Annotated in this window: 21 protein-coding genes; 9 read left to right on the top strand and 12 right to left on the bottom strand. The window is 72.6% G+C overall.

Translation table 11 applies throughout. The features are described from left to right. Window positions 1–8: 8 nt before the first annotated feature. The gene (locus ACSU6M_RS04345; protein ID WP_437067198.1) at window positions 9–2522 is read right to left on the bottom strand and encodes a DEAD/DEAH box helicase; all 2514 of its coding nucleotides are present in this window, start codon (window positions 2520–2522) and stop codon (window positions 9–11) included. A gap of 145 nt (window positions 2523–2667) precedes the next feature. Here ACSU6M_RS04345 and ACSU6M_RS04340 point away from each other — a divergent pair, with 145 nt between their 5' ends. Further along, the gene (locus ACSU6M_RS04340; protein ID WP_437067196.1) at window positions 2668–3462 is read left to right on the top strand and encodes a metal-dependent hydrolase; all 795 of its coding nucleotides are present in this window, start codon (window positions 2668–2670) and stop codon (window positions 3460–3462) included. A gap of 74 nt (window positions 3463–3536) precedes the next feature. On the opposite strand, the gene ACSU6M_RS04335 is transcribed toward ACSU6M_RS04340, so the two are convergent. The 4 genes from ACSU6M_RS04335 to ACSU6M_RS04320 form a co-directional block, all read right to left on the bottom strand. Beyond that, window positions 3537–3800, bottom strand: coding sequence for a type B 50S ribosomal protein L31 (locus ACSU6M_RS04335; RefSeq protein WP_437067194.1), 264 nt, complete (start codon window positions 3798–3800; stop codon window positions 3537–3539). 42 nt (window positions 3801–3842) lie between these two features. Continuing rightward, on the bottom strand, window positions 3843–4310 hold the full coding sequence (locus tag ACSU6M_RS04330; protein WP_437067192.1) for a DUF5709 domain-containing protein: 468 nt from the start codon (window positions 4308–4310) through the stop codon (window positions 3843–3845). 368 nt (window positions 4311–4678) lie between these two features. Continuing rightward, complete coding sequence (locus ACSU6M_RS04325; RefSeq protein ID WP_437067191.1) at window positions 4679–6511, bottom strand: ABC transporter ATP-binding protein; 1833 nt, start codon at window positions 6509–6511, stop codon at window positions 4679–4681. Then, window positions 6508–8337, bottom strand: a complete 1830-nt coding sequence (locus ACSU6M_RS04320; RefSeq protein ID WP_437067189.1) for an ABC transporter ATP-binding protein — start codon at window positions 8335–8337, stop codon at window positions 6508–6510. Before ACSU6M_RS04320 ends, ACSU6M_RS04325 begins: the two co-directional genes overlap by 4 nt. A 292-nt stretch (window positions 8338–8629) precedes the next feature. Between ACSU6M_RS04320 and ACSU6M_RS04315 the strand changes: the two genes are divergently transcribed. After that, window positions 8630–10255: a peptide-N4-asparagine amidase gene (locus ACSU6M_RS04315; RefSeq protein WP_437067187.1), complete on the top strand. Its 1626-nt coding sequence runs from the start codon at window positions 8630–8632 to the stop codon at window positions 10253–10255. A 274-nt stretch (window positions 10256–10529) separates the two neighbouring features. Here ACSU6M_RS04315 and ACSU6M_RS04310 read toward each other — a convergent pair whose 3' ends face one another. After that, the gene (locus tag ACSU6M_RS04310) at window positions 10530–11003 is read right to left on the bottom strand and encodes a MarR family winged helix-turn-helix transcriptional regulator (RefSeq protein ID WP_437067184.1); all 474 of its coding nucleotides are present in this window, start codon (window positions 11001–11003) and stop codon (window positions 10530–10532) included. Window positions 11004–11095: 92 nt separating this feature from the next. Here ACSU6M_RS04310 and ACSU6M_RS04305 point away from each other — a divergent pair, with 92 nt between their 5' ends. Together ACSU6M_RS04305 and mltG are read left to right on the top strand one after the other, a co-directional pair. Next, complete coding sequence (locus tag ACSU6M_RS04305; protein ID WP_437067183.1) at window positions 11096–12904, top strand: ABC transporter ATP-binding protein; 1809 nt, start codon at window positions 11096–11098, stop codon at window positions 12902–12904. Between the two features lie 43 nt (window positions 12905–12947). Then, the gene (gene mltG / locus ACSU6M_RS04300) at window positions 12948–13793 is read left to right on the top strand and encodes an endolytic transglycosylase MltG (RefSeq protein WP_437067181.1); all 846 of its coding nucleotides are present in this window, start codon (window positions 12948–12950) and stop codon (window positions 13791–13793) included. A 12-nt stretch (window positions 13794–13805) separates the two neighbouring features. Here the strand turns inward: mltG and ACSU6M_RS04295 are convergent, their stop codons facing one another. After that, window positions 13806–14918 carry an NAD(P)-binding domain-containing protein gene (locus ACSU6M_RS04295; protein WP_437067180.1) on the bottom strand — a complete coding sequence of 371 codons (1113 nt, stop codon included), beginning with the start codon at window positions 14916–14918 and terminating at the stop codon, window positions 13806–13808. An 84-nt stretch (window positions 14919–15002) separates the two neighbouring features. Here ACSU6M_RS04295 and ACSU6M_RS04290 point away from each other — a divergent pair, with 84 nt between their 5' ends. Continuing rightward, on the top strand, window positions 15003–15431 hold the full coding sequence (locus ACSU6M_RS04290) for a secondary thiamine-phosphate synthase enzyme YjbQ (RefSeq protein WP_437067178.1): 429 nt from the start codon (window positions 15003–15005) through the stop codon (window positions 15429–15431). A gap of 327 nt (window positions 15432–15758) precedes the next feature. Next, entirely contained in the window at window positions 15759–17243 is a 1485-nt protein-coding gene (locus tag ACSU6M_RS04285; protein ID WP_437067176.1) for an MFS transporter, read from the top strand. Between the two features lie 40 nt (window positions 17244–17283). Here ACSU6M_RS04285 and ACSU6M_RS04280 read toward each other — a convergent pair whose 3' ends face one another. From ACSU6M_RS04280 to ACSU6M_RS04270, 3 genes are all read right to left on the bottom strand, one after another. Further along, window positions 17284–18198: a peptidoglycan-binding protein gene (locus tag ACSU6M_RS04280; protein WP_437067175.1), complete on the bottom strand. Its 915-nt coding sequence runs from the start codon at window positions 18196–18198 to the stop codon at window positions 17284–17286. A 162-nt stretch (window positions 18199–18360) separates the two neighbouring features. Next, window positions 18361–19668, bottom strand: a complete 1308-nt coding sequence (locus ACSU6M_RS04275; RefSeq protein WP_437067173.1) for a tetratricopeptide repeat protein — start codon at window positions 19666–19668, stop codon at window positions 18361–18363. Between the two features lie 85 nt (window positions 19669–19753). Next, window positions 19754–20146 carry a DUF5997 family protein gene (locus ACSU6M_RS04270; RefSeq protein ID WP_437067171.1) on the bottom strand — a complete coding sequence of 131 codons (393 nt, stop codon included), beginning with the start codon at window positions 20144–20146 and terminating at the stop codon, window positions 19754–19756. 182 nt (window positions 20147–20328) lie between these two features. On the opposite strand from ACSU6M_RS04270, the gene ACSU6M_RS04265 reads away from it, so the two are divergent. Then, a complete protein-coding gene (locus ACSU6M_RS04265) occupies window positions 20329–21099 on the top strand; it encodes a LysR substrate-binding domain-containing protein (RefSeq protein ID WP_437067169.1) in 771 nt (256 codons plus the stop codon). A 43-nt stretch (window positions 21100–21142) separates the two neighbouring features. On the opposite strand, the gene ACSU6M_RS04260 is transcribed toward ACSU6M_RS04265, so the two are convergent. After that, entirely contained in the window at window positions 21143–21619 is a 477-nt protein-coding gene (locus ACSU6M_RS04260; RefSeq protein WP_437067167.1) for an Lrp/AsnC family transcriptional regulator, read from the bottom strand. A 260-nt stretch (window positions 21620–21879) separates the two neighbouring features. Here ACSU6M_RS04260 and ACSU6M_RS04255 point away from each other — a divergent pair, with 260 nt between their 5' ends. Then, a complete protein-coding gene (locus ACSU6M_RS04255) occupies window positions 21880–23409 on the top strand; it encodes an FUSC family protein (protein ID WP_437067165.1) in 1530 nt (509 codons plus the stop codon). A 336-nt stretch (window positions 23410–23745) separates the two neighbouring features. Next, a complete protein-coding gene (locus tag ACSU6M_RS04250) occupies window positions 23746–24771 on the top strand; it encodes a lactonase family protein (RefSeq protein WP_437067163.1) in 1026 nt (341 codons plus the stop codon). 76 nt (window positions 24772–24847) lie between these two features. Here ACSU6M_RS04250 and ACSU6M_RS04245 read toward each other — a convergent pair whose 3' ends face one another. Continuing rightward, complete coding sequence (locus tag ACSU6M_RS04245; protein WP_437067161.1) at window positions 24848–25771, bottom strand: sirohydrochlorin chelatase; 924 nt, start codon at window positions 25769–25771, stop codon at window positions 24848–24850. Window positions 25772–25875 lie beyond the last annotated feature (104 nt).

The raw sequence follows: 25875 nt of genomic DNA, 5'->3' as shown, positions 1-25875 counted from the left end.
TCCTGCGCTCACAGCTGACCGACGTCGGTCACGCGGACGACCGCGCGTCCCTCCGCGTCGGAGGCCGCCAGGTCGATCTCCGCGCTGATGCCCCAGTCATGATCGTCGTTCGGGTCGTCGAAGATCTGCCGGACGCGCCAGAGACCGTTCTGCGGCTCCTCCTCGATGACGAGCAGCTTCGGACCACGGGCGTCCGGGCCGGTGCCGAGGTCGTCGTACTCGTCCCAGTACTTGTCCATCGCCTCGCCCCAGGCGTCGGCGTCCCAGCCGGAGTCGGCGTCCATCTCGCCCAGCTCCTCGACCTGGTCGAGGGCCGCCAGCTCCACGCGGCGGAACATGGCGTTGCGCACCAGGACGCGGAACGCACGTGCGTTGGACGTGACCGGCTTGACCTCGTCGGCCTTTTCCTGCGCCTCCTCGGCGGTCATCTCCTCCGGGTTGGCGAGCTGCTCCCACTCGTCCAGGAGGCTGGAGTCGACCTGCCGGACCATCTCGCCGAGCCACTCGATCAGGTCTTCCAGGTCCTCGGACTTCAGGTCGTCGGGGATGTTGTGGTCGAGAGCCTTGTAGGCGCTGGCGAGGTAGCGCAGCACGATGCCCTCAGTGCGGGCCAGTTCGTAGTAGGAGACCAGCTCCGTGAAGGACAGGGCCCGCTCGTACATGTCCCGGATGACCGACTTGGGCGACAGCGGATGGTCACCGACCCACGGGTGGCTCTTGCGGTACGTGTTGTACGCGTGGAAGAGCAGCTCCTCCAGCGGCTTGGGGTAGGTCACGTCCTGGAGGCGCTCCATGCGCTCCTCGTACTCGACGCCGTCCGCCTTCATCGCGGCCACGGCCTCGCCGCGGGCCTTGTTCTGCTGGGCGACGAGGATCTGGCGCGGGTCGTCCAGGGTGGACTCCACGACGGACACCATGTCCAGGGCGTACGACGGCGACTCGGGGTCGAGGAGTTCGAACGCGGCCAGCGCGAAGGTGGACAGCGGCTGGTTGAGCGCGAAGTCCTGTTGGAGGTCGACCGTCAGACGGACGATGCGGCCCTCGGCGTCGGGTTCGTCGAGCTTTTCCACGATGCCGCCGTCCAGCAGCGAGCGGTAGATGGCGATGGCCCGCCGGATGTGCCGCAGCTGCTGCTTGCGCGGCTCGTGGTTGTCCTCCAGCAGATGCCGCATGGCCTCGAACGCGTTGCCGGGGCGCGCGATGACGGACAGCAGCATCGTGTGGGTCACCCGGAACCGCGAGGTGAGCGGCTCCGGCTCGGAGGCGATCAGCTTCTCGAAGGTGTCCTCGCTCCAGGCGACAAACCCCTCGGGCGCCTTCTTGCGCACCACCTTGCGCCGCTTCTTCGGGTCGTCGCCGGCCTTGGCGAGCGCCTTCTCGTTCTCGATGACGTGCTCGGGGGCCTGGGCGACCACGAAGCCGGCCGTGTCGAAGCCGGCCCGTCCGGCGCGGCCGGCGATCTGGTGGAACTCACGGGCGCGCAGGGTACGCACGCGGCTGCCGTCGTACTTCGTCAGCGCGGTGAACAGCACGGTGCGGATGGGGACGTTGACACCTACGCCGAGGGTGTCGGTGCCGCAGATGACCTTCAGCAGGCCCGCCTGCGCCAGCTTCTCCACCAGCCGCCGGTACTTGGGCAGCATGCCCGCGTGGTGGACGCCGATGCCGTGCCGGACGTAGCGGGAGAGGTTGCGGCCGAACTTGGTGGTGAAGCGGAAGTTGCCGATCAGTTCGGCGATCTGCTCCTTCTCCTCCTTGGAGCACATGTTGATGCTCATCAGCGCCTGCGCCCGCTCGACGGCCTGCGCCTGGGTGAAGTGCACGATGTACACCGGCGCCTGCTGGGTCTGGAGCAGCTCGGTGAGCGTCTCGGTCAGCGGCGTGCGGCGGTACTCGTAGGACAGCGGCACCGGACGGGTCGCGGAACGGACCACCGAGGTGGGGCGGCCGGTGCGCCGGGTGAGGTCCTTCTCGAACATCGAGACGTCGCCGAGCGTGGCGGACATCAGGATGAACTGCGCCTGCGGCAGCTCCAGGATCGGGATCTGCCAGGCCCAGCCACGGTCGGGCTCGGCGTAGAAGTGGAACTCGTCCATGACGACCTGGCCGACGTCGGCGTGCTTGCCGTCGCGCAGCGCGATCGAGGCGAGCACCTCGGCGGTGCAGCAGATCACGGGAGCGTCCGCGTTGACGGAGGCGTCACCGGTGAGCATGCCGACGTTCTCGGTGCCGAAGATCTTGCAGAGCTCGAAGAACTTCTCCGAGACCAGGGCCTTGATGGGGGCGGTGTAGAAGGTGACCTCGTCACGGGCGAGCGCGGCGAAGTGGGCGCCCGCGGCGATCATGCTCTTGCCGGAGCCGGTGGGCGTCGACACGATCACGTTCGCGCCGGACACCACCTCGATCAGCGCCTCCTCCTGATGGGGGTAGAGCGTGAGACCCCGCTCCTGGGCCCACGCCTCGAAGGCTTCGTAGAGGGCGTCGGGGTCGGCGGTCGGCGGGAGCTGATCGATGAGGGTCACGCCCCCATCTTGCCTGGCGTGAGGCCCGATGCGGGAATCGGATGCCGGTCCGAAGATCGCGAACGCTACGCTGTGTCGCCGACGTGGCGTCAGTCCACGTGGCCAACTGCACAGCGGCACACCAGGAACGGGGCGGGCAACGGCGATGATGGGACCAGCACACTCACTGTCGGGCGCCGCGGCCTGGCTGGGCGTCGGAGCGGCCGCCGCGGCGGCCGGGCACACGATGCCCTGGCCGGTCCTCCTCGTCGGTTCCCTGATCTGCGCCGGAGCGGCGCTCGCCCCGGACCTCGACCACAAGGCGGCCACCATCTCGCGCGCCTTCGGTCCGCTGTCGCGGGGTGTGTGCGAGATCGTGGACAAGCTCTCCTACGCCGTCTACAAGGCGACCCGCAAGCAGGGCGACGCACGCCGCTCGGGCGGCCACCGCACGCTGACCCACACCTGGCTGTGGGCGGTGCTGATCGGCGCGGGCACCTCGGTGCTGGCGATCTCGGGCGGCCGCTGGGCGGTCCTGGCGATCCTCTTCGTCCACATGGTGCTGGCGATCGAGGGCCTGCTGTGGCGGGCGGCCCGCGGCTCCAGCAGCGATGTCCTGGTGTGGCTGCTGGCCGCGACCAGCGCGTGGATCCTGGCGGGGGTGCTGGACAAGCCGGGGAACGGGGCGGACTGGCTGTTCACGACACCGGGCCAGGAGTATCTGTGGCTGGGCCTGCCGGTGGTGCTCGGCGCGCTGGTGCACGACATCGGGGACGCGCTGACCGTCTCGGGCTGCCCGATCCTGTGGCCGATCCCGGTGGGCCGCAAGCGCTGGTACCCGGTCGGACCGCCCAAGGCCCTGCGGTTCCGGGCGGGCAGCTGGGTGGAGCTGAAGGTGCTGATGCCGGCGTTCATGGTGCTCGGCGGGCTGGGCGGCGCGGCCGCGCTCAACGTCATCTGAGCGATCCGCCTGTCGGTGCCGTTCCTCCGCCGGGGACCGAAAGCAACCGGTCTGTCCGTCGGACCCGGTCCGGGTCAGCCGGCACCGCCGGTCTCGCCGCCGCCGTACCGGCGCTCGAAGCGGGCGACGCGGCCCTCGGAGTCGACCGTGCGCGCCTTGCCCGTGTAGAAGGGGTGGCTCTCGGAGGAGATCTCCACGTCCACCACGGGGTAGGTCTCGCCGTCGTCCCACTCGATGGTCTGGTCGCTGTTCGCGGTGGAGCGGGTGAGGAAGGCGTATCCGGCGGCCCGGTCGCGGAAGACCACGGGATGGTACTCGGGGTGCTTGTCCTGCTGCATGGAGGCTCCTGGTTCGGCGTCGGGGGAGGGGCGGGCACGGGGTCAGCCGTAGAGGGCCTCCTCGTCGACGATGTGCATGGCCGCCTCCTCGGCGGAGGCCGCCGCGCCGTCGATGCCGACGTCGGTGGCGACCAGGGCGCTCTCCTCGTCCTCGTGCGCTCCTTCGTCGGGGGCCACCAGGCGGCCCGAGCGGACCGCGCCGACCTCGTGGTCCAGAAGCTCCCCGTCGCTGTCGCGGTCGCCGATGCCGTCCCCGTCGTCGGGCATCGTGTCCGGTACCTCTTCGGCCAGCCGCTGGTCCAGGCTCTCGCCCTGGGCGCGCTCCGCGGCCGTCACGCCGGTGTGCTCCACGGCCCACGGTCGCTCCGGAGGGGACCAGCCACGGTCGAGGGGGTCGCCGACGCCGTCGTTCTCGAGGGTGTCCTCGGCGTCGAGCACCCCGGTGTCCTCGCGCTGGTCGGACGCGTCGGGCTGGTAGACGTCGTCTCCCCATCCGTCGGCGCTGTTCACGGGTACCTCCAGGTGGTGGGGACGGTGCCGCTGAGGCCAGGGGCCACGGAGCGTCGTCGTCGCGCCGGGTGCGGGCCCGAGCCGTCACGGCGTCACCGGGGCGGCGGATGCTCCCGCGACCGGTGCCGCTTTCCAGACTTCCACCCTTTTTCGGAACCGCGCAACGCCACGCGGTCCGGGACACGACGGCCCCGGCCCCCACGCCCGGGCTCCGCTCCCGCGTCCGTCGGGCCGCGAGCCGCCCCGGCCGACGGCGGCGTCACGGCGCCCTCACGGCCGATCGGCGCGCGGGCGGCGAGGCGCCGACGGGAGCAGAGCGCCGTCGGGAGCAGAGCGCCGTCGGTGCGGGGCGCCGCGCCCCCGCCCCGTCACCCGTGCCAGGAACGCCACAGCGCCGCGTACGCCCCGTCGGCGGCGACCAGATCGTCGTGGCTGCCCAGCTCGCTGATGCGGCCGTTCTCGACGACGGCGATCAGGTCGGCGTCATGGGCGGTGTGCAGCCGGTGGGCGATGGCCACCACCGTGCGGCCGTCCAGGACGCGGGCCAGGGACCGCTCCAGGTCCCGCGCCGCCCGTGGGTCGAGCAGGGACGTGGCCTCGTCCAGGACGAGGGTGTGCGGGTCGGCCAGCACCAGCCGGGCCAGGGCGATCTGCTGGGCCTGGGCCGGGGTGAGCGCGTGGCCGCCCGAGCCGACCTCGGTGTCCAGCCCGTCGTCGAGAGCCCGCGCCCAGCCGTCCGCGTCGACGGCGGCGAGAGCCGCCCACAGCTCGGCGTCGACGGCGGCCACCTCCCCGCCGCGCGCAGCGCTCCCCCCACCGGACGCCGTCCGCGCCTGCGGCAGGGCCAGCAGCAGGTTGTCGCGCAGGGAGCCGACGAACACATGGTGCTCCTGGTTGACCAGAGCCACGTGGGAGCGGACGCGTTCCGCGGGCATCCGGGACAGTTCGGCGCCGCCCAGGGTGACGCTGCCCGCCCGAGGTGCGTAGATCCCGGCGAGCAGCCGGCCCAGCGTGGACTTGCCCGCGCCGGAGGGCCCGACGAGGGCCAGCCGGGTGCCGGGGGCGACGGAGAGGGACACCTCGCGCAGCACGTCCACGCCCTCGCGGTAGCCGAAACGCACCTGGTCGGCGTCCACGTCCCGCCCCACCGGGGCGACGGAGTCGTCACCGGCGTCGGGCTCGATGTCCCGGACGCCGACGAGCCGGGCCAGCGACACCTGGGCCACTTGCAACTCGTCGTACCAGCGCAGGATGAGGCCGACGGGGTCGACCAGCATCTGGGCGATGAGCGCGCCGGTCGTCATCTGGCCGACGCCGATCCAGCCCTGGAGGACGAACACGCCGCCGAACATCAGGACCGAGCCCATCACGGTCACATGGGTGACGTCGACGACCGGGAAGAGCACCGACCGCAGCCAGAGTGTGTAGCGCTCCCAGGCGGTCCACTCGCGGATCCTCTGGTCGGACAGCGCCACCCGGCGTTCGCCCAGGCGGTGTGCCTCGACGGTGTGCCCGGCGTCGACGGTCTCGGCGAGCGCGGCGGCCACCGCGGCGTACCCGGCGGCCTCCGACCGGTAGGCGGCGGACGCCCGCTTGAAGTACCAGCGGCAGCCGATCAACAGCAGCGGCACCGCGACGAGCACGGCGGCGGCGAGCGGCGGCGCCGTCACGACCAGGCCGCCCAGCAGCAGCGTCGCCCATACGACACCGATGGCCAGCTGGGGAACGGCCTCGCGCATGGCGTTGGCGAGCCGGTCGATGTCGGTGGTGATCCGGGACAGCAGGTCACCGGTCCCGGCGCGCTCCAGGACACCGGGCGGCAGCCCGACCGACCGCACCAGGAAGTCCTCGCGCAGGTCGGCCAGCATCCGCTCGCCCAGCATCGCCCCGCGCAGCCGCACCTCGCGCACGAAGAGGGCCTGGACGAGGAGCGCGGCGACGAACAGCGAGGCGGTCAGGCCCAGGTGAAGCTCGCGTGCTCCGTCCGAGACGCGTTCCACCAGGTCGCCGAGCAGATAGGGCCCGACAATGGAGGTGACCACGGCGACGGTGTTGGCCCCGGTGAGCAGCAGGAAGGCACGGCGGTGCCGCCGGAACATCTCCTTCACGTAGGCGCGTACGGTGGCCGGGGCGCCGACGGGCAGGGTGCTGGCCGTCGTCGGGGCCGCCGGGTCGTACGCCGGTGGCGCGACGCCGATCATGCCGTCTCCTCGATCTCTTCCAGGGCAACGCTCACGGCGGCCTCGTCCGGCGCTCCGCCACCGGCGATGTCCGTCAGGGGAGCCGCGTTCGGTTCGTCGTCGGTCTCGCGGGTGACCACCGCGCGGTACCGGGGTTCCTTGTGCACGAGCTCGCGGTGCGGCCCCACCGCCGCGACCTCGCCGTCGTGGACGAGGACGACCCGGTCGGCGAGGTCGAGCAGCAGCGGGGAGGAGGTGAACACCACCGTCGTGCGCCCGGCGCGCAGGTCCCGCAAGCCCTGCGCGATCCGTGCCTCGGTGTGCGAGTCGACGGCGGAGGTGGGTTCGTCCAGGACCAGGACCTCGGGATCGGTGACCAGGGACCGGGCGAGCGCGAGCCGCTGGCGCTGGCCGCCGGACAGCGAGCGCCCGCGTTCGGTGATCCGGGCGTCCATCGGGTCCACGGTGTCCAGCGAGCCCTGCACGAGCGCGGTCAGTACGTCCTGGCACTGGGCGGCGGCCAGCGCCTCCTGGGCGTCGACCGCGCCGGAGGCGGGTACGTCGAGGAGCTCCCGCAAGGTCCCGGACAGCAGCACCGGGTCCTTGTCCTGGACCAGCACGGCCGTACGGGCGGTGTCCAGCGGCAGGTCGTCCAGCGGCACCCCGCCGAGCAGGACCGAGGTGCCGGGCTCGCTCGGATGCCCGCCCAGCCGTTCGGCCAGGCGCCCCGCCGCGTCGGGGTCGCCGCAGACGACCGCGGTGAGCCGGCCCTCGGGGGCGAGCAGACCGCTCGCCGGGTCGTACAGGTCGCCGGTCGGCACATCGGCGGCGAGGGATCCGCCGGTGTCGGTGGCCCGCTCCAGCGACAGCACCTGGGCGGCCCGGCGTGCGGAGGGCTGGGAGAAGGAGTACGCCATCGCGATCTCCTCGAAGTGCCGCAGCGGGTACGTGAGGAGCATGACGGAGCTGTAGACGGTGACGAGTTCGCCGACGGCGATCCGCCCCTCGCGGGCCAACTGGACGCCGTAGGCGACGACCACGATCAGCAGCAGGCCGGGCAGCAGCACCTGGATGGCCGCGATCAGCGACCACATGCGGGCACTGCGGACGGCGGCGTGGCGCACCTCCTGCGAGGCACGGCGGTAGCGCTCCAGGAACAGTTCCTCGCCGCCGATGCCGCGCAGGACGCGCAGTCCCGCCACGGTGTCCGAGGCGAGCTCGGTGGCGCGTCCGGCCTTCTCGCGCTGCTGGTCGGCGCGCCGGGTGGCCCGTGGCAGCAACGGCAGTGCCGCGAGCGCCAGGACGGGCAGGCCGACGGCGACGATCACACCGAGGGCCGGCTGGTAGACGGCGAGGCCGACGCAGACGGCCACGACGGTGAGCGCGGCCGCGGTGAAGCGGGACATGGCCTCGACGAACCAGCCGATCTTCTCCACGTCACCGGTGGAGACGGCCACCACCTCACCGGCCGCCACCCGCCGGGTGAGCGCCGAGCCGAGCTGGGCGGCCTTGCGGGCCAGCAACTGCTGGACGCGTGCGGCGGCGGTGATCCAGTTGGTGACGGCGGCGCGGTGCAGGGCGGTGGAGCCGATGGCGTTGCCCGCGCAAGCAAGCGCCATCAGTCCACCGGCGGCGGCCAGCCGGGTGCCGGAGCGCGCGACGACCGCCTCGACGGCGAGGCCGACGCAGAACGGCAGCGCGGAGACGGACAGGAAGTGCAGCAGCCCCCAGGCGAGCGACTTCAGCTGTCCGCCGAGCTGGTTCCGGCCGAGCCACCACAGGAACCGGGGCCCCGAGCGTACGTCGGGAACGCCGGGATCGGGATACGGAAGGTCTTGGATCTGCATGACGTCCCAGTGGCTCGTGACAGGAGTGTGCGGGACCGCCGACCGGCGGCGAGCGACAACCGCCGACCGCCGACCGCCGACCACCGACCGGCGACCAGCGACCGACGGCGAGCGACGACCACCGACCACCGACCGGAGGCAGCGGCGCGACCGCCGACCCGCGGCAGCAAACCGTGCAAGGTTCGCGTCATTCGCCGACGCATGGCAAGCGCTTTTCCCGCTGCCCGGTACGGTCCGGGCCACGGGGGACGCCTCATTGCGGCCGCGCCCAACTCCCCGTAGAACACCGGACATGAGAAACCGGATCATCATGTCCATGCTCACAGGAGCGACCCTCCTGGCGGGCGTACTCCTCGGGGCGGGCCCGGCGCGATCGGCCGAGGTCCCCGCCGAGTTCGGCAGCGACTGGCACGACCCGGTCACCGCCGCCCCGCCCGTGACCGAGCCCGCCGGGAAGACCTGCCAAGTCACCCTCGCCGAGGCACAGTTCCGCGACTTCACGCCCTACAAGGGCGCCTACGCCCCGCCCGAGGGCTGCGGCGAGCGCTGGAGCAAGGTCGTCCTGCGCCTCGACGGCAAGGTGAAGGGGCGGCAGTACGACCGTCTCGGCTACGTCCATGTCGGCGGCGTGGAGATCCTGCGCACCTCGACACCGCAGCCCTCCCCGGACGGCATCGAGTGGTCCGTGGAGAAGGACGTCACCCGCTACAGCGACACCTTCCGCACCGCGGGGGACGTGGAGATGCTGATCGGCAACGTCGTCAACGACGTCTACACCGGCGTCATCGACGTCAAGGTCACCCTCACCTTCCACGCGTCCGGCCCCGCGCCCCGCGGCGTCCCCGACCAGGTCCTGACGCTCACGGACGGCAAGGGCGGCACGGACGGCACAGGCGGGACCACCCTCACCACCCCGCGCAACAGCGAACGCATCGTCGCCGAGGTGTACGCCACCGGATCGGGCGGCGGCTGCGAGGAGTACTGGTATCTGACCGTGCCCGCCGACGCCCCGTACTCCTGCAAGGCGGACGACGGCCCCTACCGCGAGGTGCAGATCCGTGTCGACGGCCGACTGGCCGGCATCGCCGCCCCGTTCCCGACCGTGTGGACGGGCGGCTGGTCCAACCCCTTCCTCTGGTACGTCGTGCCGGGGCCGCGCGCCTTCGACATCAAGCCGATCCAGTACGACCTGACGCCGTTCGCGGGGATCCTCAACGACGGCCGCCCGCACCGCGTCGAGGTGTCCGTCGCCGGGGTGCCCGCCGGACAGAGCGGCTGGAGCACACCGGTGAACGTCCTCGTCTGGCAGGACGCCGGCCGCGCCCATGTCCCCGGCGCGCTGACGTCCGTCAAGGCCACCGAGCTCGTCGACGACTCGACGTACACGCCCGGTTCCGAGCACCGCGTCGACACCCGAGGCGGCCACGCGCTCACCGTCACCGGCTACCTCGACACCTCGCACGGCCGGGTCACCACCACCGTCTCCCGCACCCTGGCCAACACCTCGGTGCACCGCTGGACCGACGGGGAGAGCGTGGACGGGCTGGACGCCACCTGGACGGACCGCGAGACGCGCACCGTCGACGGTCCGGGCCCGGCCCGCACGACCCGCGAGCACCGGACGTACACGATGGACGGCACCACCACCCTCGGCGCCGCCGACCGGCTGCGCACCGTGCTGACCCTCGGCGACCGGGCGACGGTCACCGAGACCCGAGGCGAGGCCCGTACCGCCTGGTCACGGCTCGACGACACCTACACGGGTGACGCCACGTACACCATCAACGTGCCGCGCGACCAGCGGCACGCGGTCGGCACATCGAGCGAGCGCTACCGGCTGTACGGCTCAGAAGGCTGCTACGACCGGACGCTGACGACGGCTCAGGGAATCCTCACCCAGGACCGACTGCGCTGCTGACATCGCCGAGACCGCGGGGGCAGGGGCGCACTCCACAGCGCCCCCGCCCCTCACCCACGGCGCACGTACCGCCCGCCTGCCCCCACCCGCGACGCACGTACCGCCCGCCTGCCCCCACCCGCGACGCACGTACCGCCCGCCTGCCCCCACCCGCGACGCACGCACCGCCCCCCTGCTGCTCACCCACGACGCACGCACCGCCCCCCTGCTGCTCACCCGCGACGGCGGGCCGCCCGCCTCCCCGCCCCTCACCCGCGACGGCAGCCCGAACGTCTCAGCACCGCTGTGCCCCGACGCCACCGCCCACGCCTTCGGCCTCCCCGTCGATCAGCGTGTCCAGCAACGCCAGCAGCACCGCCCGCTCCGCCGGTGTCAGCGGCGCCAGGATCTCCTCGGCCGCCGACCGCCGCGCCTCGCGGAGCTCGCGCAGCGCCTCGCGCCCGCGCTCGGTGACCTCGATACGGATCACCCGGCGATTGGCCGGATCGGGCACTCGCCGCACCCTGCCGCTCGCCTCCAGCCCGTCGACCAGCGTCGTCACCGCGCGGGGCACCACTTCGAGCCGTTCGGCGAGATCCGCCATCCGGGGCGGGGAGTCGAAGTGGGCCAGGGTGCGCAGCAGCCGGGACTGCGCCGGGGTGATGCCCAGATCCCGGTGCTCCAGATGCCGCTTCTGAATGCGGTGCACCCGGCGCGTGAGCCGCAGGAGTTGCTCGGCCAGCAGGCCCTCGGAATCTGGGGTGGTCATGCGGGAACAATATCAGGATGCCGTTCATTGTGAGTATAGGTAACAATGAGCTAGGATCCGTGTCCGTCGTCGAAGCCATCCCGTAGGAGCCCATGCACCCCGACCGTGAACCCACCTGGACGCCGCCCGCGGACGCGGGTGAGCAGCCCCGGCAAGTGCGCCGCATCCTGGCGCTCTTCCGCCCGTACCGCGGCCGACTGGCCGTCGTCGGCCTGCTGGTCGGCGCCTCCTCGCTGGTCTCGGTCGCCACGCCGTTCCTGCTGAAGGCGATCCTGGACGAGGCGATCCCCGAGCGGCGCACCGGCCTGCTCACCCTGCTCGCCCTCGGCATGATCCTCAGCGCCGTGCTCACCAGCGTGTTCGGCGTGCTGCAGACCCTGATCTCCACCACGGTCGGCCAGCGCGTGATGCACGATCTGCGCACCGCCGTCTACGGCCGCCTCCAGCGCATGTCGCTCGCCTTCTTCACACGCACGCGCACCGGCGAGGTCCAGTCCCGCATCGCCAACGACATCGGCGGTATGCAGGCCACCGTCACCTCGACGGCGACCTCCCTGGTCTCCAACCTCACCGGCGTCATCGCCACCGTCGCCGCGATGCTCGCCCTGGACTGGCGTCTCACGGTCGTCTCGCTGGCGCTGCTGCCGCTGTTCGTCTGGATCAGCAGACGTGTGGGCAGCGAGCGCAAGAAGATCACCACCCAGCGTCAGAAGCAGATGGCGGCGATGGCCGCCACGGTCACCGAATCGCTCTCGGTCAGCGGCATCCTGCTGGGCCGCACCATGGGCCGCGCCGAGTCGCTGACCAAGACCTTCGCGGACGAGTCCGAGCGCCTGGTGGAACTGGAAGTCCGCTCGAACATGGCGGGCCGCTGGCGGATGGCGGTCATCACGATCGTCATGGCCGCCATGCCCGCCGTCATCTACTGGACCGCCGGTCTCGCCCTCCACCTCGGCGGCCCCGATGTCTCGCTGGGCACGATCGTCGCCTTCGTCTCGCTGCAACAGGGTCTGTTCCGCCCCACCGTCAGCCTGCTCGGCACCGGGGTGCAGATCCAGACCTCGCTCGCGCTGTTCCAGCGCATCTTCGAGTACCTGGACCTGCCGATCGACATCACCGAGCGCGAGCGGCCGGTCCGTCTCGACCGGATCAAGGGCGAGATCCGGTTCGAGAACGTGGAGTTCCGCTACGACGGTGACGACCGGCGCGGACCGGTCCTCGACGGCATCGACATCACCGTCCCCGCCGGCGGCAGCCTCGCGGTCGTCGGGCCCACGGGCGCGGGCAAGTCCACGCTCGGCCATCTGGTGCCGCGGCTGTACGACGTGACGGGCGGCCGGGTCACCCTCGACGGGGTCGATGTGCGGGACCTCGACTTCGACACCCTCGCCCGGGCGGTCGGCGTCGTCTCCCAGGAGACGTACCTCTTCCACGCCTCCGTCGCCGACAACCTCCGCTTCGCCAAGCCCGACGCCACCGACGAGGAGCTGCACGCGGCGGCGAAGGCGGCGCAGATCCACGACCACATCGCGGCCCTGCCCGACGGCTACGACACGGTCGTCGGCGAGCGCGGCCACCGCTTCTCCGGCGGCGAGAAGCAGCGCCTCGCCATAGCCCGGACCATCCTGCGCGACCCGCCGGTGCTGATCCTCGACGAGGCGACCAGCGCCCTGGACACCCGGACGGAGCGGGCGGTGCAGGAGGCCATCGACGCGCTGTCGGCCGACCGCACCACACTCACCATCGCGCACCGGCTGTCCACCGTTCGGGGTGCCGACCAGATCGTGGTGCTCGACGGCGGCCGGGTGGCCGAACAGGGCACCCACGAGGAGCTGCTGGAGCTCGACGGACGGTATGCGGCACTGGTCCGACGGGACGCCCGACTGGAGACGACAAGATGAAGATATGCCGGGTTTGGGGGGATTCGCGGGTTACCGTGCCCGCATGCAGATGAACACTCCGCCACGGAGCTCGATCCGACTGACGCGCCGGGGCCGCATCGTCCTCATCGCGACCGGGGCCGTCGTGGCCGGCACCGCCGTGGCGGTGCCGCTGCTGACCCTGGGTGGCGAGCAGCAGGCCAAGCCCACCTCCCTGGTGATCCCCGAGGGCTGGCGCGCGAGCCAGATCTACGCTGCCGTCGACAAGGCCCTCGAACTGCCGCCCGGTACCACCAAGAAGTCCCTGGCCAAGGCCAACCTCAAGCTGCCGAACGACGCCGAGGGCAACCCCGAGGGCTATCTCTTCCCGGCGACCTATCCGCTCCAGGAGAAGGCGACGCCCGAGTCGCTGCTGACGTACATGGTCGACACGGCGAACAAGAAGTTCAACGGAGCCCCCATCGCCGCCGGTGCCCAGCGCAACGCCATGAACGTCTACCAGGCCGTCACCATCGCCAGCATCGTCCAGGCCGAGGCGTCGACCAAGGAGGACATGGGCAAGGTGGCGCGGGTGATCTTCAACCGGCTGGAGCGCGGCATGCCGCTGCAGATGGACTCGACCATCAACTACGCGCTCGGCCGCTCCACCCTGCGGACCACGCTGGCCGACACCCGGCTGGAGAGCCCCTACAACTCCTACCAGCGCATGGGCCTGCCGCCCACGCCGATCGCCAACCCCGGCGAGGACGCCGTACGCGCCGCGATCAGTCCCACGCCGGGCGACTGGCTGTACTTCGTCACCGTCAAGCCGGGCGACACCCGCTTCACCGCCGACTACGCCGAACATCAGCGCAATGTCGCCGAGTTCAACGCGCAGCAGAAGAAGGGCGAGAAGTCCGGGACGACGTGACCTGGCGGGGCGTCAGACGGGGATCGGTGCGTCGTCCCTGGTGGGGCGGGGGATCGTGACCGACGGGCCGGCCAGCAGGCGTCCGATGTCCCGTACGGCCGCGCGGCCGGCACGGTTGGCACCGATCGTGCTGGCCGAGGGGCCGTAGCCGACCAGATGCACGCGGGGGTCGGCGACCGCGCGGGTGCCGTCCACGCGGATGCCGCCGCCCGGCTCGCGCAGCCGCAGCGGAGCGAGGTGGTCGATCGCCGGGCGGAAGCCGGTCGCCCACAGGATGACGTCCGCCGCCACCTCACGGCCGTCGTTCCAGGCGACCCCGTCCGGTGTGATCCGGTCGAACATGGGCTGCCGGTCCAGGACCCCGTCCCGCAGCCCCTGCCGGATCGCGTCGTTCAGCGGCAGTCCGGTCACCGACACCACGCTCTTCGGCGGCAGCCCCTGCCGCACCCGCTCCTCGACGAGCGCCACGGCGGCACGGCCGGCCTCCTCGTCGAAGGGGCCCTCGCGGAAGACGGGCGGCCGACGGGTGACCCAGGTGGTCGCGGCCGCGTACGGGGCGATCTCCAGCAGATGCTGGGTCCCGGACGCGCCACCGCCCACCACGACGACCCTCAGCCCGGCGAACTCCCGCGGGCCCGGATAGTGCGCGGTGTGCAACTGCCGCCCGCGGAAGGTCTCCTGTCCGGGGTAGCGCGGCCAGAACGGACGGTCCCAGGTGCCGGTCGCGTTGATCAGTGCCCGGCTGGTCCAGGTGCCGGCCGAGGTCTCGACGAGCAGCCGCCCGTCCGCTCCGTCGCGCACCGCACGGACGTCGACAGGCCGCCGTACGCGCAGGTCGAAGGTCTGCTCGTACCGGGCGAAGTACTCGGAGATCACCTGCGAGGACGCCCGCTCCGGGTCGGCGCCCACCAGCTCCATCCCCGGCAGGGCGTGCATGCCGTGCACCTTGCCGTACGTGAGTGAGGGCCACCGGAACTGCCAGGCGCCGCCCGGACCGGGGGAGTGGTCCAGGACCACGAAGTCGCGCTCCGGCGTCAAGCCGGTGCGGCGCAGGTGATAGGCGCTGGACAGGCCCGCCTGACCAGCGCCTATGACGACGACCTCGACCTCACGTGTGGTGTTCACGCTTCTACCAACCGCGGCGGGCCCGCCCATCTTCCCGGCAGCCGGTCCGCCGCCGCCGGGCGCGGATGGGTCAGGATGGGAGGCATGTCAGATGCCTTCACCACCAAAGTGCTGCGGATCTCCTCCGGCTCCGTGGAGCGGGTCGTCGATATCACCGCGGACTGCGAGGCGTTCCTGCGGGAGACGGCGGGCGGCCGCGACGGGCTGCTCAATGTGTTCGTCCCGCACGCCACCGCGGGGATCGCGGTCATCGAGACGGGCGCGGGCAGCGACGACGACCTGCTCGCCGCGCTGCACACCCTGCTCCCCGCCGACGACCGCTGGCAGCACCGCCACGGCAGCCCCGGCCACGGCCGCGACCACGTCCTGCCCGCCCTCGTACCCCCGCACGCCACGCTTCCGGTCATCGGCGGCCGCCTGGAGCTCGGCACCTGGCAGTCGGTGTGCCTCGTGGACACCAACAAGGACAACCCCGAGCGCAAGGTACGCGTGAGCTTCCTAGGAGCCTCCTGACGAAGAGCGGGCCCCTGGCGAAGAGCGGGCCCCTGGCGAACTCGGGGCTCCGACCGGCCCCGAGGGCTGCTGACCTGGCCCCGCCGGGAGGCCGGCAACAGGGCGTCACGGACGACCACTTAGCGGAACGGCGCCCCTCACGGCCCGCTGATGATCGAGTGGTGACCCCCCTCGCCCGGGCGTACCGTCGAACGGTGGACCAGCGGTGGACACCGTCCACCGAACCCTCCCGGCGAGGGCAGTGTGACGCCCATGAGCAGCAGCCATCCGCAACCGACTCCCGCAGCACGTACCGCCACCCCGCAACAGGGTGGCGGCGGAAACGCGATGGCTCTGCTGGTCATCGCGTCCTGCCAGTTGATGGTGGTGCTCGACATCACCATCGTGAACATCGCGCTGCCGCAGATCCAGCGGTCACTGGACTTCTCGACCACCAGCCTGTCCTGGGTGGTCAACGCCTACACCCTGACCTTCGGCGGCCTGCTGCTGCTCGGCGGCCGGGCCGGTGACATCCTCGGCAGACGGCGCGTGTTCATCTTCGGCGTGCTGCTGTTCGTCGTGGCCTCGCTGCTCGGCGGACTCGCCCAGAACTCCGGCCAACTGCTCGCCGCCCGTGCCCTGCAGGGCGTCGGCGGCGCCATCGCCTCGCCCACCTCCCTCGCGCTGATCAGCACCACCTTCCGCGAGGGCCCGGAACGCAACCGGGCGTTCGGGGTGTTCGCCGCGGTCTCCGCGGGCGGCGGCGCGATCGGGCTGCTGATGGGCGGGATCCTGGTGGAGTGGCTGGACTGGCGCTGGGTGCTGTTCGTCAACGTGCCGATCGGCCTGCTCATCGTGCTCGCCACCCCACGCTGGATCCGCGAGTCCGAGCGCCATCCGGGCCACTTCGACATCCTCGGCGCGCTCACCTCCACCGTGGGCATGGTGCTGCTGGTGTACGGGTTCATCCGGGCCGCGCAGGAGGGCTGGCGCGATCCGCTCACCCTGGGGTCGTTCGCCGCGGCCGTCGTCGTCCTCGCCGCGTTCATCCTGATCGAACGCCGCTCCACACAGCCGATCACCCCGCTGCACATGTTCGCCGACCGCAACCGGGCGGGCACCTACGGCATCATGCTGTGCCTGGCGGCGGCGATCTTCGGGATGTTCTTCTTCCTCACGCTGTTCACACAGAACGTGCTGGAGTTCAGCCCGCTGGCCACCGGGTTCGCGTTCCTGCCGGTCAGCGCGGTCATCGCGGTCGGTGCCGGGCTCGCCTCACGGTTCCTGCCGGTCTACGGCCCCAAGCCCTTCATGGTGCTGGGCGCGATCCTGGCGGCCATCGGCCTGGCCTGGCTCACCCTGACCGACGTCCACTCCACCTACGCGGGCAGCATCCTCGGCCCGATCCTGGTGTTCAGCCTGGGCATGGGCATGGAGTTCGTGTCGCTGACCCTGATGGCGCTGTCCAACGTCGAGGTCCGCGAGACGGGCGCGGCGTCCGGCCTGCTCAACGCCACCCAGCAGGTCGGCGGCTCGCTGGGCCTGTCCATCCTGGTCACCATGTTCGGCACGGCCAGCAACAACGAGGCCGACAAGCAGATACCCCTGTTCCTGCGGCAGGCGACCGCGGCCGAGAAGCTGCGCTTCGAGCGCACCGGCGAGCTGCCACCGCCGTACTCCCACGAGATCCTCGCCGCCGGTGTCTCCAGCGCCTTCATCATGGCGGCGATCTTCACCGCGGTCGCCGCGCTCGTCGCGGTCCTGGTCATCCAGGTGCGCCCCTCCGACCTCGAACGCCTCCAGGGCAACGGCATGGGCCCCGGCCCAGGCTGACACCGAAGCGGCTGGGACCGGAGCCGGAGGGAACGGGTCGTCAGGAGAACAGCAGCCGCCAGGTCAGCGGACCGGGGTAGCCGTCGGCGTCACCCCGCAGCTCGGGGCGGGACTTCTGGAAGTCGCGCACATTGAGCCGGTCGGCCTCGCCCCACCGGCGGCTCGGCCCGACCCGGTAGTGGTCGCCGAACCCCCGCTTGACCAGCTGCCGGCCGAGGGTCAGCACATGGTCGTTGACCGCGCCGGTGCGGAACGCCTTGCGGCCCGGAAAGGGCGGCCGCCGGGGCGTGCCCGGCGCCGGCTCGGCGGGCTCGTCACCGAGGTCCAGATCCTCACGGGCGTACTTGAGGAGCTGGGCGAAGTCGATCGAGCCGGGGTCGCCGTGGTCGTTCTCCGGCACGTGCATGTGCCCGCACACGCCCTTGAACCGCTCCCACTGGGCGCCGCTCATGCGCTGCCCGCCGCCGTTGCCGTAGGAGGAGGGGTACGACGGCCAGGAGCGCGGCCCGCTGAGCGGCACGCCGTGCTCCTCGTGCATCCAGGACAGGAATCTCGCCACGCCGTCGACCGCCCACTTCGGGGCGTCCGGCCAGAAGATGTGGGAGTGGCCCGCCCTCTTCCACTTGGCGTGCGTCGAGGGATCGCAGGTGCCGACCAGCTCGACCTGGCAGACGTTCAGGGTGTTCGTCTCCACGCCGTCCCCGCGGTTGGCCAGGGCCCGGGAGGAGACCTCGATGTCGAAGTGCTGGTACCACCTGAGCCGCTTCGCCCCGAAGTCGGGCACCGCGGTCAGGTTGGGTGCCACGGCACCGCCGCCGTACCCCGGGAGCGTGCGGCCCTCGGTGGTGTGCAGGACGACGACGTTGACCTCCATCGGGTCACCGGGATAGTCGTCCTGGTACCAGTTGGCACGACTGGAGCCGGGGAAGCGCTGGGGACCGGTTTTCACGCTCATGCGCAGCCTTTCCGAGTCATGAGGATCCCCGGGGCAGTTCCGAAGCGCGCCCAGGGGCATTTCTGATCATGGCTCAACCCGCGCTGCACAGAAGGGAGTTGACAGAACTGGGCACGCTTCGTGCAGAAACCATTACAAGACTGTCGAGGTCGGACGGCGAGGTCAGGCGAAGCGGCCGCTCGGGACCGGACCGCTGGACGTGAGCCCCGTACGGTCGCCCCGCAGCCATGTGCCGCGCACCCTGGCGACGAAGTCGGCGAACGCCTCGTCGGGATCGGCCGGCGTCTCGCCGTCGCCCTCGTCCGGCGCCGGGTCGGCGGCCAGGATGTCCTCGGCGACACGGGACGCGGGCCGCGAGTCGGCCGGCTCCCGCCCCACCTCGCCGTCCTCGCCCACCCGCAGCCGCTCGCCCCAGGGCGGGGTGACCGACTGGTGCAGCAGCGCCACGCTGTCCGCGGTGACGACCGGGGCGCTGGTCCAGCAGCTCGCGTGCTCGTGCAGCACCTGCCCCGGCACCCGCTGGTCCAGCTGTTCGAGCAGCACCTCGCCGCCGGGCTCCTCCAGCACCGTGAGGTCGTAGGCGATCACCACCGTGTCCTCGCGGCCGGGTTCGAAGGGTTCCGCCGGCAGACCCAGCAGCTCCGCGGCGGCCAGCCCGAGGATCTGGCTGTCGCGGTCGGGCAGCAGGGACACCGACCGCGGGCCGACCTCGGCGGCGGCGAGCAGCGCCCGCAGCCGCAGCAGCCCGCGCAGACACTGCTCCGGCGTGTCCTGCAGCCAGGCGAACCGGCCGTTCATCCCGGCGCCGAAGCCGTAGGGGGAGAGCGTGCCGAGGATCGTGCCGCCGATCACGTACTGCCAGCCGCGCAGGTCCGACAGGTCCCGCGGACCGGCCGCCGCGGCGCGCTCCAGCATGCGGGTCTGGCGCTGCCGCGCGGGCAGCCACCGCGCGTCGTCGGGGTCGCCCAGCAGCGCGTGCCGGCGGCGGGCCAGCTCCAGGTCGCCGGCCATGAGGGCGTTGTGGACCAGCAGATAGCGGTCCGGCCAGGGCGCGGACTCGCCCTCGTAGCGGCCGAGCAGCTCCACCGCCTCCCGGTGGCGGCCCTCGCGCTCGTACGCCGAGACCAGCTCGCGCATCACGCCCAGCGCCTCCGGGTTGGTGCGCAGCACCTCGCGCAGGGCGGGCACGGCCAGGAAGGACACTCCGCGTTCGACGCAGGCGTAGCCGTAGTCGTACTGCGCCTGGGCCTGCTCCGGCCGCGCGGCGAGCGCCGTCGCGGCCTGCCGCAGGTCGTCGAACCCCGCCACCTCGGCGGTCCGCGCGACCACCAGCGCCACCTCGCCCAGCGGCAGGCTGTCGGTGTCCGACCGCAGCTGCCGCAGGGCACCTGACACATCATGGGAGTCCAGCAGCTCCCATGCCTTGAGGAGAGCGGGGGTCTTGGGGCGGCGATTCCGGCGCGAGAACATGACGGAGATCATCATGGAGAGCACCGGGCCCCTCAAACGGATTTCCCCGCTGCCGTCACCCCCGCTGCCGTCACTCCCGCTGCCGTCACCCCTGCTGCTGCGCCCGCTCCGCGTCCCGCTTCTTCAGGCGTGCCGCCTCCTTGCGGACCTCCGCCTGGGTGGCGCGCTCCTTCTGCAGCCACTCGGGCATCTCGGCCTTCAGCGCCTCGATCTGCTCGGTGGTGAGCGCCTCGGTGACACCGCCGCGGGCCAGGCCCGCGATGGACACACCGAGCTTCGCCGCGACCACCGGGCGCGGGTGCGGACCGTTGAGTCGCAGCTCCCGCAGCCACGCGGGCGGGTTCGCCTGCATCTCGTTCAGCTCGGCGCGCGTGACGACCCCCTCCTGGAACTCGGCGGGGGTGGCGGGGAGGTACACACCCAGCTTCTTCGCCGCGGTCGCGGGCTTCATCGTCTGGGTGGTCTGGTGCGACTTCATGCCGACCAGACTATCCGCCGGGTGCGGGCCCGCCGACCACAGCGTGGCCCGCCGCCCGTCGGTCACAGCACCTCCGTCTCCCGACCGCAGCGACCTGGGCCCGCCGATGACAGCGCCGTCCCCGCCCGTCACGGGCCTCCGCCGGGTGCGGGTCCCGCGGCCGCAGCCGGTAACCTGGCGGAGTGACAGGCCCCGAAGATCCCCCCTCGTTCCGGCTCGCGTACGTCCCCGGGGCGACCCCCGGCAAGTGGGTGCGGACCTGGGAGGAACGCCTGCCCGACGTCCCGCTCGCCCTGGTCCCCGTCGCCGCCGCCGAAGCCCCCGAGGTGCTGCGCGCGGGAGAGGCGGACGCCGGCATCGTACGGCTGCCGGTGGACCGTACGGTCTTCAGCGCGATTCCCCTCTACACGGAGACGACGGTCGTCGTCGTCCCCAAGGACCACCTGCTGACCGCCGCCGACGAGGTCACCGTCGCCGACCTCGCCGACGACGTGGTCTTCCACCCTCTCGACGACGTCCTCGGCTGGGAGCGGCTGCCGGGCAAGCCGGCCATCGAGCGGCCCGCGACCACCGCGGACGCGATCGAGCTGGTCGCGGCGGGCGTCGGCGTGCTGGTCGTCCCGCAGTCCCTGGCCCGCCTGCACCACCGCAAGGACCTCACGTACCGCACGGTCACCGACGCGCCCCGGTCGAGCGTGGCCCTGTCCTGGCCGGAGGACTCCCACACCGACCTCGTCGAGGACTTCATCGGCATCGTCCGGGGCCGCACGGTCAACAGCACGCGCGGCCGTCAGCGCCCTGACGACGCCAAGGAAGGCAAGCCCAAGCCCCCCGCGGCCCGCAAGCCCGCCCCGGCGAAGGGCTCCCGCCCGCGCACGGGCGGCGGCAAGGGCGGCGCGAAGGGCACCGGCAAGAGCAGCGGCAGCCGCGGCAGGCCCCGCCGCCGCTCCTAGAAGCGGGGCCACCGCTCGGGCCGCCGCCGGGCCTGGGGCTCTCCTACCTCGGCGCTGCCCTGCCGATCGACTCCACCAGCGGCAGCAGCCGGTGCGGGACGCGCTCGCGCAGGGCGACCTCCGTACGGGTGCGGACGACGCCGGGCAGGCTGATGAGCTTCTGGATGACGTCCTCCAGGTGCTCGTTGTCACGGGCCACCACCCGCGTGAGCAGATCGCCGCCGCCCGTGATCGAGAACGCCTCGACGATCTCCGGCACGGACGCGAGGGCGTCGCCCACGTCGTCCAGGTGGCCCTGGGTGACCTCGATGTGCACGAACGCGAGCACCGGATGACCCAGCGCGGCGGGGGACAGGGTCGGGCCCGTGCCGGTGATGACGCCCTCGCGCTCCAGCCGGTCCAGCCGCGCCTGGAGCGTGCCGCGGGCCACGCCGAGGATGCGGGCGTACTCGCGCACGCTGGTGCGCGGCTGCTCCAGGAGCAGCCGCAGGATGCGGGTGTCGAGCTCGTCCACGGCCATCGCGCCCGGCCTCCTCGTCGGCTTGTTGATCTTCCTCGACTGTACCAATGGCCCAGTACCCCGCGACCCGGCTGGACCAGGTGAGGTGGTCCGTTGGCCCGGTGTCGGCCGGACTCTGCCCCGAAGGAGTAGGCCATTGGCCCATTGATCACGAGCTCACTTGAGCCAGTGGCGGCAGTGATGCTGTCATGGAGGCGTCGATGGCGCTGCGGATTCCGCGGCGCCTTTTTCATGCCGGTCGATCAAGGGGGCGGAAAGCAGTGCTGAAGAGGGTGTTCGTGGCTCCGGACCCGGGGCGGACGCGGCTGCGTTTCGCCACGCGGGCCGTCCTCGGCGTGGGCCTCGCCGTGGTGGTCTGCGGTCTGGCGGGACACTCCCTCGTCGGCGCCGTCACCGGCGGTCTGGCCGCGCTGCTCGCCCTGTTCACCGTCACCGACGCCACCGTGCGCGGACAGATGGCCACCACCGCTCTGCTGCCCGCCGTCGGGCTGCCCGTGCTCGCCCTCGCGGCCGGGCTGCACGACCAGCCCGTCGCCCGTGACCTGGCCTTCCTCGCGGTGGTCGGCGCCGGCGTGTACGCCCGTCGCTGGGGGCCGCGCGGTCACAGCCTCGGCGTGTTCGCGTTCATGACGTACTTCATCGCCCAGTTCCTGAGCGCGACCCCCGGACGGCTGCCCGAGCTGTACGCGGCCGTCCTGCTGTCGGTGGCCACCGCCGCCGCGGTGCGGTTCGGGCTGTGGTGCTACGAGCGCAAGCTGCCCCCGCCGCCCGTGGTCGCCCCGCCGGGCGGCACCGGCCTGGCCCGCGTCACCACCCGGCAGGCGGTCCAGGCCACGGTCGGCGCGGGCTTCGCCCTCGTCGTCGGGCAGCTGGTGTCCGGGGAGCGCTGGTACTGGGCCGTCGGCGCCACCTGGTGGATCTTCGTCAACACCACCTCGCGCGGCGAGACGCTGGTCCGCGGCTTCCGGCGTGTCCTCGGCACCGTGATCGGCATCGGACTCGGCCTGCTCGTCGCCGTCCCCGTGCACGGCGACCCGGTGGTCTCCTCCGCGCTCCTCGCCGTGTGCGTCTTCGGCATCTTCTACACGGCCGCCGTGTCCTACACATGGATGATGCTCTGCGTCACGCTGCTGGCGTCCCTGCTCTACGGGCTTCTCGACCTGCTCGATCCCGCGCTGCTGGCGCTGCGGCTGGCCGAGACCGGCGTCGGGGCGCTCGGTGCCGTCCTTGCGGTGCTCTTCGTCCTCCCCGTCACCACCCACGCCGTCACCGACGCCTGGATCCAGCGGGCCCTGGCCTGTGTGCGGGCGGCCACCGCCGAGGCGGCGGCGCGGATGGCCGGGGTGCCGGACGCCGATCCGGCGCCGCGCGTGGCCGAGCTGGAGCAGCTGCTGGCGCGGGTGCGGCTCGCCGTCGCGCCCCTCGTGCACCCGCTGAACCCGATGCTCGGCCGCAAGCGGCGCGCCCGCCGGGTGCTGGACCTGCTCGACGACTGCGCCCGCGAGATCCGCGGCCTGGTCGCCGTCGCCGCGGACCCCGAGGCATCCCACGACGCCCGCCTCGCCACCGCCTGCCACCGCGTCCAGACCTCCGTCGAGGCGCTGATCGACAGCCCGGCGGGCCAGGGGGCGGGCAAGGGCGGGCGCATGCCGGAGGTCGTCATGATCCCGGTCGCCCACCCGACCGCCGCCGAGCCCGCCCTGGCCCATCTGCACGGCCTGGAGCGCGCCCTGGCCGAACTGGCGGTACCGCTGCGGGCCCCTTCGGGGTCTCCGCTCGTGGGGGCGTGAGCAGGGCCTGAGCTGCGGACTTCGCCCGGCGCCCAGCGTTCGCCGCCTGGGAGCTGTGCCTGTGCCTGCTCGTGCTCGCCGCCTCGGAGCCGTGCCTGCCCTGCCCGTGTTCGCCGCTTCGGAGCCGGGCCCTTCCCCGCGCGCGTCAGCCGCCTAGGAACCCCGTCTGCCACGACCCGCGCCCTGCCGGACCCGCGTCGCCGGCGGCCCCACGTCCGGTCCGCGCCGCCCTAGCCCGCCCGCCCGCGACGCGCACACCCTGTCCAGAGCCACCCTTGGTCTAGACCGCAGGTGCTACCGTCGCCCCGGACGGCAGTCGACCGGAAGGGGACAGCGGTGGCAGACGGCGGCACGCGGCGGGCGTTCATCGGTTCGTTCACGGCGGCGGGCGGTCCCGGGGTGGTGATGGCGGCGGTGGACGCCGGCGACGGCTCCCTGGCCGTCCTCGGCGGCGTCGACGACGTACCCGACCCCTCGTACCTCGCGCTCGCCCCCGACGGCGCCACCCTCTACGCGGTCAGCGAGACCGCGGACGGCGCGGTCGCCGCGTACCGGGTGACCGGCGACGCGCCCGAACCGCTCGGCAAGCCGGTGCCGGTCGGCTCCGGCCCCACGCACCTCAGCGTCCACGACGGCCACCTCCTCACCGCCGACTACGGCTCCGGCGGCGTCTCGGTCGTCCCGCTGCGCCCCGACGGCACCCCGGAGGGCGCCGCGTCCGGCATGCTCCAGCACACCGGGTCCGGGCCGCACACGCCCCGCCAGCAGGGCCCGCACGCCCATCAGGTGCAGCCCGACCCGAGCGGCCGCTGGGCCGTCAGCGTCGACCTCGGCACGGACTCGGTGCGGGTGTGCACCCTGACCGACGGCCGCCTGGAACTGCACCGCGAGATCGCCCTGCGCCCCGGCTCCGGCCCCCGCCACCTGGCCTTCCACCCCGACGGCGACCGCGCCTACGTCGTCAACGAACTCTCCCCGACCGTCACCGTCTGCCGCTGGGACGCCGCCGAGGGCACCCTCAAGCCGCTGACCGAGACCCCGGTGCTGCCCGGCGCGCCCGACGGCGACGCCTATCCGTCGGGGATCGTGGTCTCGCCCGACGGCCGGTTCGTGTGGACCGCGGTGCGCGGCGAGGACGTGCTGTGCGTGTTCGACGTCGACGGCGAGGACCTGCGCCTGGTCGCGACCGTCCCCTGCGACGGCCACTGGCCCCGCGCCCTCACCGAGGCCGGCGGCTTCCTCTACGTCGCCAACGAGCGATCCGGCGACGTGACCTGGTTCCGCCTCGACCCGGACACCGGCCTCCCGCACCGCGCGGGCTCCCTGCGGGTCCCGGCCGCGTCCTGCGTCGTCGTGGGCTGACCCCTGCGACAGGAAGTGCCCGCACCCCGGTGGGGGTGCGGGCCCTTCGTCGTACGGCGTCCAGTCGGGGTGCGGGTCAGCGCACCGGCGCGCCCTGCGGGGTCTGCGGGGCGATGCCCAGGGCCGTCGTGTACTTGGCCAGGGCGAGCTTGCCGATCGCCGGGTAGGGACCGAGCGCCTCGGCGGCGGGGCAACCCGCCTCCTGCGCGGCCGCCTCGACGAGGGAGGCGTCGATCTCCGGGCCGATCAGGTACGGCGCCAGCGCCAGCTGCTGCGAGCCGGAGGAACGCAGCTGCTCGGCCACGGAGGCGATCGAACCCTCCTGGTCGAGCGCCGCCGCCATCACCGGGACGGCGAGCCGTGCGGCCAGCAGCATGCCGGTGATCCCGGCCGCCTGCACGGCCTCCTCGCCGCCCACGGACGCCAGGATGATGCCGTCCGCGGCCGTGGCCACGGTGAACAGCCGGGCGCGGTCGGCGCGGGCCAGACCCGCCTCCGACAGCCGCACGTGCAGCGCCTCGGCGAGCAGCGGGTGCGGGCCGAGCACATCGGTCAGCTCCGCCGCGACCCGGCTGTCCATGACGGCCTGGCGCACCTGGCGCAGCAGGGCGGCGTCCGGGCCGGCCAGCAGCGGCACGACGACGGCGACGGGGCCCTCGGGCTCCTTGGCGTCCACGCCCGCGGCCAGCGCCTGCTCGTAGCGGGCGGTGCGCTCGTCGGCGGCGTGCGCGAGCACGGCCTGGAGCGTGGGGAACTCGGTGTCGTCCCCGTCGACGTACCCGATCCGGGCGTCGAGGCCGGGAAGCTCGGAGCGGGCGATGCTCACGACCTCCTCGGCGAGGCCGCGGGTGGCGGCGCTGGGCGTGCCCGGGACCGCGAGGACGAGCGCGGGCGCGCCCTCGGGAGCCGCCAGGGGCTCGGGTCGGCGGTGTCGCCCGGGCTGGCGGGGGCGCGGCATTCGTACTGGCAGGCCGGACGCGGGCCCAGTGGGGGAGCTCATGGCGCCGCATGTTACTGGTTTCCTGGGCTCCCCTGTTCGGGGAGGGGGCAGGTGCGGGGTATCCGTCCGGTTTTGTCTGACCGGTTCTGACGACAAGCGCGCGG

It is taken from the genome of Streptomyces sp. enrichment culture, assembly GCF_964272895.1.
Classification (GTDB): Bacteria; Actinomycetota; Actinomycetes; order Streptomycetales; family Streptomycetaceae; genus Streptomyces.
Note: the sequence above shows the minus strand (reverse complement) of the source record. Positions and strands in the feature narration are given on the sequence as shown.